The following is an 8,780-nucleotide window of genomic DNA, read 5'->3' on the forward strand; positions in this document are numbered from 1 at the left end:
CCGCGGCGGGGCCGCCCCGCCCCCCCCCCCCCCCCCCCCCCCCCACCCGCCGCGGGGGCGCCGGGCCGCCGCTTCGTCGTGCCCGCGGCGCGCCGGTCAGGCCGCCGAGCGGTACTTGCGCACCGCCAGGGCGCGGAAGACCGTGATGATCAGCACCGACCACAGCAGCGAGGCCAGGACCGGGTTCTGCATGGGCCAGGCGTCGGGCGCCTGGTAGCCGGGCGGGAGGTTGCCGAACAGTTCGCGGGCCGCCAGCACGGTCGCGCTGAACGGGTTCCACTCGGCCACGTGCTGCAGGAACGAGGGCATGTTCTCCGAGGGCACGAAGGCGATCGAGATGAAGGTCAGCGGGAACAGCCAGATCAGTCCGCCGGAGGTCGCCGCCTCCGGGGTGCGCACCGACAGGCCGATCAGCGCGCCGATCCAGGTGAAGGCGTAGCCCAGCAGGAGCAGCAGGCCGAAGCCCGCCAGCGCCTTGAGGACGCCCTCGTGGGCCCGCCAGCCGACGATCGTCGCCACGACGGCCAGCACCACCAGGGTCAGCGCGGTCTGGACGAGGTCGGCCAGGGTACGGCCGGTCAGGACCGCGCCGCGTGCCATCGGCAGGGAGCGGAAGCGGTCGATGAGGCCCTTGTGCATGTCCTCGGCGATGCCCGCGCCCGCGCCGGCCGTGGCGAAGGTGACGGTCTGGGCGAAGATGCCCGCCATGAGGAACTCGCGGTAGGCGCCGGCGTCCACGCCGGCGCCGGGGATGCTGATCGAGCCGCCGAAGACGTAGCTGAACAGCACCACGAACATGACCGGCTGGATGAGGCCGAAGACGACCATCTCCGGGATGCGCATCATCCGCAGCAGGTTGCGTTTGGCGATGGTCAGCGAGTCCGTCAGGGACTGCCCGACGCCGCCGCCCGCGCGGGGCGCGCGGGTGGTGGGCGCGGAACCGGTGGTGGTGCTCACTTGGTGTCCTCCTTCCGGCCCGCGGCCTTGGCGGCGGACCCGTCGTCCGAGCCGTTCGAGCCGTCCGGGCCGGCTCCGGCCTCCTGGGCGTCCTCGGCCGCGTGGCCGGTCAGCGAGATGAACACATCGTCCAGAGTCGGTCGGCGCAGGCCGACGTCGTCGATCTCCACGCCGCGGGCGTCCAGCTCCCGGATGGCCTCGGCCAGCAGCTTGGCGCCGCCGACGACCGGGACGGTCAGCCTGCGGGTGTGCTCCTCCAGCGAGACCGCACCCCGGCCCAGGCCCCGCAGGATCTCCTCGGTGGTGCGGATGTCGTCGCGCTCGTGCACGACGACCTCGATGCGCTCGCCGCCGATGCGGGCCTTGAGCTCGTCGGAGGTGCCGCGGGCGATGACGCGGCCGTGGTCGACCACGGCGATGTCGTGGGCGAGCCGGTCGGCCTCCTCCAGGTACTGGGTGGTCAGCAGCAGAGTGGTGCCGCCGGCGACCAGCTCCTCGATGACCTCCCACAGCGCCTGGCGGTTGCGCGGGTCCAGACCGGTGGTCGGCTCGTCCATGAACATCACGGGCGGGCTGACGACCAGCGCGGCGGCGAGGTCGAGGCGGCGGCGCATGCCGCCGGAGTACGTCTTGGCGGTCCGGTCGGCGGCGTCGGCGAGGTTGAACCGCTCCAGCAGCTCGGCGGCCCGCCGCTTGGCGTCGCGTGCGGACATCTGGTAGAGGCGGCCGACCATCTGGAGGTTCTCGCGGCCGGTCAGGTACTCGTCGACGGCGGCGAACTGCCCGGACAGGCCGATGGACCGGCGCACCTCCTGGGGCTGCCTGAGCACGTCGATGCCCGCCACGACCGCGCGGCCGCTGTCGGGCCGCAGCAGTGTGGTCAGTACCCGGACGGTGGTGGTCTTCCCGGCGCCGTTGGGCCCGAGCAGGCCCAGCACGGTGCCTTCGGGGACGTCGAGATCGACACCGTCCAGAGCCCTGACGTCGCCGAAGGTCTTGACCAGCCCCTCGGCGTGGATGGCACCTGGCATGGAGGTCTCCCATGGGTGTGGGTGGTCGGAAAAGAGCGGAGACCGCGGGGACCGCGGAAACCGCGCGGGAGCAGCCGTTCCGCACCGAACGCGACGGTGCGGGCGGATGCGCGCGGACACACCGCGGGGGCGGTGCGGGTCAGCACTATGCAGGAACGCGATATATCGCGTCAAACGATTTACGGCGTGTCTCACCGGCGTGTTCCGGCGGCCCGTCGCCCGCCCGGCCCGTACGCCTCAGCCCGTCACCGTGTAACCGGCCCTGACCAGCGACGTCTTCACCTCGGCACAGTGCTGCGGACCCTTGGTCTCCAGGTGCAGGTCCACCTCCACCTCCGTCAGCCCGAGCCGCGGATCGGTCCGCACATGGCTGATGTCCAGCACATTGGCGTCCGCCACCGACAGCTCCGCCAGGAGCGCCGCAAGCGCTCCGGGGCGGTCGGTCAGCCGCAGCCGCAGCGACAGGTAGCGGCCCGCCGCCGCCATGCCGTGCCGCAGCGTGCGCTGCAGTACCAGGGGATCGACGTTCCCGCCGGAGAGCACGGCCACCACCGGTCCCTCGAAGGCGTCCGGAGCGGACAGCAGCGCCGCCACCGGACTGGCGCCGGCCGGCTCGACGACCAGCTTGGCGCGCTCCAGGCAGAGCAGCAGCGCACTGGAGAGCGCGTCCTCGCTCACCGTGCGGACCTCGTCGACCATCCTGCCGATGATCTCGAACGGCACGTCCCCGGGCCGCCCGACCATGATCCCGTCGGCCATCGTCGAGACCGACTCCAAGGTCACCGGGTGCCCGGCGGCCAGCGAGGGCGGATACGCCGCGGCCCCCTCGGCCTGCACCCCGACCACGCGCACGTCCGGCCGCAGCGACTTCACCGCCAGCGCCACCCCCGCCGCCAGCCCGCCGCCGCCGATGCCGACGACGAGCGTGCGGATCTCCGGGCACTGCTCCAGGATCTCCAGCCCGACCGTGCCCTGGCCGGCGACGATGTCGGGATGGTCGAAGGGGTGGATGAAGACCGCGCCGGTCTCGGCCGCGTACTCCTGCGCCGCCCGCAGCGTCTCGTCCACCACCTGCCCGTGCAGCCGCACCCGCGCGCCGTAGTCACGGGTCGCCGCCACCTTCGGCAGCGCCGCGCCCACCGGCATGTAGACCGTCGAGCGCACCCCCAGCAGGGAGGCGGCCAGGGCGACGCCCTGGGCGTGGTTGCCCGCGGAGGCCGCGACGACCCCGCGGGCGCGCTCCTCGGCGGACATCGCGGCTATCCGCACATACGCGCCGCGGACCTTGAACGACCCGGTGCGCTGGAGGTTCTCGCACTTGAGGTGGACGGGCGAACCGACCAGTTCGCCGAGGTGGCGGCTGCCCTCCAGCGCGGTCGTCCGGGCCACCCCGGAGAGCGTCTTCTGGGCGGCGCGTACGTCGTCGAGGGTGAGTGCCGGCGCGTCGTCGCGGCCGGTGTGCTGGACAGTGCTGGCGACCATGCCGCCAGTCTGGCAGCCGGGCCCGCGGCGGGAGCCGTCCATTCGTACGCCACCGGTACGGGGCGGGCCCGGGGCGCGTACTCTTTGGCACACCCTCAGCCCGTCGTACCCCGTATTCACGAAGAAGCGAGCAACCGGCCATGCCCACGCACCCGGACATGACGACCGCCCACCCACACGACGAAACGAGCGAAGAGAGCGCGCAGGCCAGCATGCCTCCCACAGCAGGCCGCCCGGACCCCGACCAGGACCGGACCGGCTCCGCACCCCTTCTCGACTCCCTGCAGCACCAGGTGGCCCTCTTCGCGCGGCGCGCGGAGCAGACCCGGCTCGGCGGCGTCGGACAGGCCCGCAACTCCATGGACCGCGCCGCCTACCTGCTGCTCAACCGGCTGGACAAGGACGGGCCCACCGGCGTCAAGGCGCTCGCCGCGGGCATGGGCATCGACTCCTCGACCGTGACCCGCCAGGTGGCCCCGCTGGTGGAGTCCGGCCTGGTCAAACGCACCTCCCATCCCGACGACGGCCGCGCCGTGGTCCTCCAGCTCTCCCCGCGGGGCATCGCACGGCTGGAGCAGGTGCGCGCCTCGCGGCGCGAACTGATGGAGGTGCTGACACGGGACTGGGAGGAGGAGGAGCGGACGGTCTTCCTCGACCTGCTCACCCGCTTCAACCAGGCCCTCTCCGACTTCCAGGCGGAGGGCTCCTGACCCTTCCCGCGGCCCCTTCGCGGGGGCCCGCGGAGGCCCGCCCCCGACCAGAGCGCAAGGCGTCCGGGGGCGGGCCCCCCGCGAAGCCGCTGTGACGCGGCGTCCGCCCCTCCGGGGCACAAAGAGGACAGGGAGGGGACATGACCAGCCGAGTTCCAGCGGGCGGGTGGCGACGCACACTCGGTCACCTATCCGCTGGGCCGCGAGCACATGGTGACCGTGACGCAGACCGCGGACCGGGCCGCCCAGCGGGTCCTGAGCGTCTTCCTGGTGCAGAGCGCGTCGACACTCACCGCGTTCCACGAGCAGGCCACCTGGGCCACCCTCGCGGAGATCCGGCTGATGGCACGGATCGCAGGCCTGAAGGTGGCGGACGTCAACGGGTCATACGCGGGAGAGCCCTACGGCGCGCACTCGCGGGAGATGCCGGTAGTGCTGGAGCGGCAGTGAGCGAAGTGCCCGCGATCGCGGCGGAGGACGCCACGGTCGTCCTGGACGGGACCACGCTGCTGGCACCGACGACGTTCTCGGTGACGCCGGGCGAGTTCTGGTGCCTCACCGGCAGCAACGGCTCCGGGAAGACGACCCTCCTGCGGGCCTTCCTGGGGAGCCGGAGACTGACAGGCGGTGCCGTCCGCGTCCGGGGCGAGACCGTCGACCTGGCCAGGCCCCGGCACCGGCGGCTCGTGGCCTCCCTCGTCGAACCGGTGCCCGTCGCACGTGACATGACGCTGCGCGAGCAGGTGACCCTGGTCGCCGCCTCCTGGTACGGCAACACCACGACGACCGTGGAGCGCGCCGAGGAGGTCATCGGGCGACTGGGCCTTTCCGTACTGGGCGAGCGGTTTCCCACGCAGCTCTCCTCCGGCCAGCTGCAGCTCTTCAGTCTCGCGCTGACCCTGGTCCGCCCCGCCGACGTCGTCCTGCTCGACGAGCCGGAGCGGCATCTCGACACCGACCGCGTCGACCTCGTCGCCACGCTGCTCGCCGAACGCGCGGAGCGGGGAACCTCGTTCCTGGTCGCCACCCATGAGGCCGCCGTGGTGGAGGCCTGCGACGGCGTTGTGGAGCTGGGATGACGATGGACGGCATCATGGCGGCGGAGGCCGGCCCCAGGGCCCGGGTCCATGCCGTACGGCAACGGTACGCCCACCGCGGTGGCCGCGCCACGGTGCACGACTGGGCGTACACCGGCTACCTCGCCGCCATCCTCGCCTCCGTCTACGCGGCGCCGGTGGTCCACCTGATGAGGACCTCTCGGGCGCTCGTCCCACTGGAGTCCTCCGAGGCGGCGACGCCCGTGGCGTGCCTGGTCGCGGCGGTGGCGGTCTGGGGCGCCCAGCTCACCGGCCGGTTCTGGGGGCCGCTGGTGCTCAAGCCGTTCCTGCTGCACGTGTTCATGTCCACGGACCTGTCCCCGACGCACTACCTCGGCGCGATCGCCCGCCGCCGGCTGATGTACGCGGGACTCGGAACGGTGCCGGCGGTGTGCACGGCGACGTTCCTCGGGACCGACCTGTTCGACCACCCGGGGACCGCGCTCGTGCCGCAGGGCGTGGCCGTCGCGGTGGGCATCGGCGCCGTCGCCTCCACCGCGTGGCTGTGGGGCCAGATCCGGACGGTGCGCGAGAATCTCCTGCTCGCCTTCGCCGCGGCCCCCGCGGCCGTCGCCGTCGCGCTGCTCGGCCGGTCCGCCTTCCTGGGCGTGGGCGGTCTGTGGCTCGTCGCCGGTGTACTGGCGGTCTCGGCGACGGTGCTCGGCCGGTCCGCCTTCCGGTCCGTCCGTACGGTCGATCTCGCCCGGCTGGCCCGCGAATCGGCGCGTGCCGCCGAGGCCCAGGCATTCGCCTGGACCGGCACGCTCCACCACGCGCTCGACCTGTACCGCCCGGAGCCGCGCGGGCTCACGTCGGCCCTGGTGCGCCCGGACGGGCGCCTGCGCGGCCACCTCACACAGGGAGTGGTCCGCGCGCTCCGCACACGGGGCCGTGCGATCGCGGCCGCGGCCTTCCTGCCGACCGGTGGTGCCCTGCTGACGCTCGGCGTCGCGGAACCGGACGCCGGGGGGGGGGGGCGACGCTGTTCCGGGTGGCCGGCTCGGTCGCCGTGTACTGGGGGTCCGGGTGGGTCGGCGAGACCTGGCGCGGTCTGCGCGACGAGCTGACGCTGGCCCCCCTGTTCGGCGAGCGGTGGGGCGGGATGCTCGCCCGCACCTTGGCCTGGCCGGTCGTCGCGGTGGTGGTCGTGGTGGGCCTCGCCGGCGGTGTCGCGACCATGGTCCAGTGGCCGCTCCAGGGCGGCAGGCCGGCCGACGCGCTGCTGCTCGCCGCGGCCTCGGTGGTGCTCGTGCTCGGTGCCAGGTTCCTGCGCGAGATGAAGACGAATCTGCCGGTCGAACTGCTGCTCCCCGTCATCACGCCCCTGGGCGACCTTTCCGGGCTCCGGGTCTTCGTGTGGCAGTTCGACGGACTCGCCGTCGTGCTGACCGGCGTCCTCGTGATGACGTGGATGCCCTCCGCGCTCGGCGCGGCCCTGGTCGCGCTGGGCATGGCCGCCTGGTGCGGCTGGGCGGGCCTGCGCCGTACGGGGTGGGCCCGCCCGGCGCTGTTCACCCGCCTCGGCCGGGCGTAGGACCGCGGCGTGGGACCGCCCTGCGCCGAGCGGCACCCGGGCCGGCGGATGACGGGCCGCCGCGCGGGACCGCCGCGCAGGGCAGGACGGGAGGCATGGCGAACCGACTGGCCCGTGAGACGTCCCCCTACCTCCTCCAGCACGCGGACAACCCCGTCGACTGGTGGCCCTGGTCGCCGGATGCGTCCGAGGAGGCGCGACGGCGGGATGTGCCGGTGCTGCTCAGCGTCGGCTACAGCTCGTGCCACTGGTGCCGTGAACTCGCACAAGGTGGTAGCCCTGAGCCTGAACACGACCGCCCGAGTTGAAGATCAACAGGCCGATTCGATCGAGTGGGTCCCCGACCAGTGCGTCGATATCTCGTCAGAGCACCGGTCAGCCCAGTGCACGCGGGAGTGTCCGACAGGGGTGTGCGCTTCCCTCGCTCTGCGGCCGGAGGTGTCGTACGTGTGCCTGGCGGGGCCCGGTGCTACCGCTCCGTACGATGCAGGAACTGCCAGCCCAGTACGGCCAGGGCGAGCGTCTGCCCGAGAGAAGCAAGTATGAGCACGGGCTGGACGACGGGAGAGCACCAGAACGCGGTCGTGCAGACCATGGGCAGGATCAGGTAGGTGAACAGGTCCACCGCGGTCTGAAGCCGCTTGCGCGTGGTGCGGCCCGCAACGTTGCGGTGGTAGATCTCCCAGCCGAACACTGCGCCACGGGCGGAGGTGAGCTCCTCCAGACGCGGTCCCAACCGGTCGCGGACGTAGCAGCCGATCGCCGAGATCTTCTCGTCGTTGACCAGGTAGGTCCAGCCCAGGATCAGACAGATGGCGGGGACGGACAGCAGCAGTCGGGACTGGCCGCTCTGGGCGGTGATCGCCACGACCGCAGTGGCTGCGGCGAGCGTGAAGTAGAGCAGGTTGTCGCGGAACCCTATGCGGGTCTTCTGTTCCTCCTTGAGGCGGTCGTACTCGGCCAGCAGGATCTTGCTCTCGGTGATGTCATCCGTGGAGGTCACAGGCACCCCTATGCTCGAGTTCAGGATCAGCCGGCGATCTGGAAGGGCGCCAGATTGTCGGGGCCGTGCCGTTCGATCCAGCTCTTCCCGTCCGCCGCTATCCCCTCCAGGAGGCGGAAGGTGTGGGTGGAGCCGGCCGCGCTGAGGTTGATCTCGGAGATTTCCCGGGAATCCTCGGTCGGTGCCAGTTGATGGGCGTCGGCGTCCTTGACACGGATCTTCCTGGCCGATCCGTTGGCGAGGAAGAGCTCCAGGTCGTAACCGGCGTCGGTGTCCTCCGTCACCTGCACGGAGGTCAGCGCATCGAACCGGTAGTTGCTCCGCTGCTCGTTCCTGCGCGTTCCATCGGAGAAGTTGAACTCGGAGCTGATCTCGCGGATACCGTCCTGGGTGAACAGGAACAGGCGGAACACGTAGTGCGAGTACCGCCATGGGCCGCCTCGGATCCGGCCACGTTTGTAGGAAGGGCCCGGGGCCACCAGGATGGTGTGGGTGATCAGGTCGCGCCAGGTGAGCCGGTGGTGCCGGAGTGCCTCATCGACGAACGAAGTCTTGTCGCAGGTGAGCCAAGTCTCCATCTCCAGTTCGCTGGGGCGCTTCTCCTTTAGGAAAGACTGCCAGCGCTGGTGGGCGATCTGTCGTGCGGTCAGCTGTTCGCGGTACTCCCGGGTCTCCCGGTCCAGCCGGCGCTCTTCACGCCGGACCTCCAGCCATAGGGAAGCGGTCGCGTGCCCGGACCAGACCGCACCGAGCATGGCCAGGAACGCCCACAGAGGCCGCGGTTGGGCGGTAGCGGTGACCGCCGTGCCGAACGTGGCCAGAGCTATGACGCCGAGAACGGCGAGGGCTACCACGGAGGCTTTTCCATCATCGGCCTGAGCTGGCCAAATGCAGGGTGAGGACGGCTTGGATGAGGCTGGTGATCCGGGTGGTCGAGCATCGGATCTTGCGAAGGAGACGCCAGGA

9 protein-coding genes and 3 pseudogenes are annotated in these 8,780 nt (G+C 71.8%); 6 read left to right on the forward strand and 6 right to left on the reverse strand.

The window, feature by feature from the left end:
* Window positions 1-96: 96 nt before the first annotated feature.
* From AC2CJA_RS20315 to ilvA, 3 genes are all read right to left on the reverse strand, one after another.
* Entirely contained in the window at window positions 97-957 is an 861-nt protein-coding gene (locus AC2CJA_RS20315; RefSeq protein WP_484604117.1) for an ABC transporter permease, read from the reverse strand.
* Complete coding sequence (locus AC2CJA_RS20320) at window positions 954-1,988, reverse strand: ATP-binding cassette domain-containing protein (RefSeq protein WP_484604118.1); 1,035 nt, start codon at window positions 1,986-1,988, stop codon at window positions 954-956. Before AC2CJA_RS20320 ends, AC2CJA_RS20315 begins: the two co-directional genes overlap by 4 nt.
* Before the next feature lie 237 nt (window positions 1,989-2,225).
* Complete coding sequence (gene ilvA / locus AC2CJA_RS20325) at window positions 2,226-3,470, reverse strand: threonine ammonia-lyase (protein WP_484604119.1); 1,245 nt, start codon at window positions 3,468-3,470, stop codon at window positions 2,226-2,228.
* A gap of 212 nt (window positions 3,471-3,682) precedes the next feature.
* Here ilvA and AC2CJA_RS20330 point away from each other — a divergent pair, with 212 nt between their 5' ends.
* From AC2CJA_RS20330 to AC2CJA_RS20355, 6 genes and pseudogenes are all read left to right on the forward strand, one after another.
* Window positions 3,683-4,180 (forward strand): MarR family winged helix-turn-helix transcriptional regulator, encoded by a 498-nt coding sequence (locus tag AC2CJA_RS20330; RefSeq protein WP_484604124.1) that lies wholly within the window; start codon window positions 3,683-3,685, stop codon window positions 4,178-4,180.
* A 219-nt stretch (window positions 4,181-4,399) separates the two neighbouring features.
* Window positions 4,400-4,630, forward strand: coding sequence for a hypothetical protein (locus AC2CJA_RS20335; protein ID WP_484604120.1), 231 nt, complete (start codon window positions 4,400-4,402; stop codon window positions 4,628-4,630).
* Window positions 4,627-5,259 (forward strand): ABC transporter ATP-binding protein, encoded by a 633-nt coding sequence (locus AC2CJA_RS20340; protein ID WP_241714286.1) that lies wholly within the window; start codon window positions 4,627-4,629, stop codon window positions 5,257-5,259. The genes AC2CJA_RS20335 and AC2CJA_RS20340 overlap by 4 nt, the downstream gene beginning before the upstream one ends.
* Window positions 5,256-6,344: a hypothetical protein gene (locus AC2CJA_RS20345; RefSeq protein ID WP_484604121.1), complete on the forward strand. Its 1,089-nt coding sequence runs from the start codon at window positions 5,256-5,258 to the stop codon at window positions 6,342-6,344. Before AC2CJA_RS20340 ends, AC2CJA_RS20345 begins: the two co-directional genes overlap by 4 nt.
* On the forward strand, window positions 6,269-6,811 hold the full coding sequence (locus AC2CJA_RS20350; protein WP_484604122.1) for a hypothetical protein: 543 nt from the start codon (window positions 6,269-6,271) through the stop codon (window positions 6,809-6,811). The genes AC2CJA_RS20345 and AC2CJA_RS20350 overlap by 76 nt, the downstream gene beginning before the upstream one ends.
* A 95-nt stretch (window positions 6,812-6,906) precedes the next feature.
* Window positions 6,907-7,077: pseudogene (locus AC2CJA_RS20355) on the forward strand (DUF255 domain-containing protein); the annotation flags it as partial.
* A gap of 203 nt (window positions 7,078-7,280) precedes the next feature.
* Here the strand turns inward: AC2CJA_RS20355 and AC2CJA_RS20360 are convergent.
* The 3 genes and pseudogenes from AC2CJA_RS20360 to AC2CJA_RS20370 all read right to left on the reverse strand — a co-directional run.
* The gene (locus AC2CJA_RS20360; protein WP_484604123.1) at window positions 7,281-7,814 is read right to left on the reverse strand and encodes a hypothetical protein; all 534 of its coding nucleotides are present in this window, start codon (window positions 7,812-7,814) and stop codon (window positions 7,281-7,283) included.
* Window positions 7,815-7,840: 26 nt separating this feature from the next.
* Window positions 7,841-8,671: pseudogene (locus AC2CJA_RS20365) on the reverse strand (hypothetical protein); the annotation flags it as partial.
* Between the two features lie 10 nt (window positions 8,672-8,681).
* Window positions 8,682-8,780 (reverse strand): annotated as a pseudogene (locus tag AC2CJA_RS20370) (IS5/IS1182 family transposase); the annotation flags it as partial.

The sequence above is a fragment of the Streptomyces sp. ATLC9 genome, from assembly GCF_057196705.1.

Bases quoted from the DNA above. Each gene is read 5' to 3' on its own strand.
- AC2CJA_RS20320 (WP_484604118.1), bottom strand. From the start codon at position 1,988: ATGCCAGGTGCCATCCACGCCGAGGGGCTGGTCAAGACCTTCGGCGAC.
- ilvA (WP_484604119.1), bottom strand. From the start codon at position 3,470: ATGGTCGCCAGCACTGTCCAGCACACCGGCCGCGACGACGCGCCGGCA.
- AC2CJA_RS20330 (WP_484604124.1), top strand. From the start codon at position 3,683: ATGCCTCCCACAGCAGGCCGCCCGGACCCCGACCAGGACCGGACCGGC.
- AC2CJA_RS20345 (WP_484604121.1), top strand. From the start codon at position 5,256: ATGACGATGGACGGCATCATGGCGGCGGAGGCCGGCCCCAGGGCCCGG.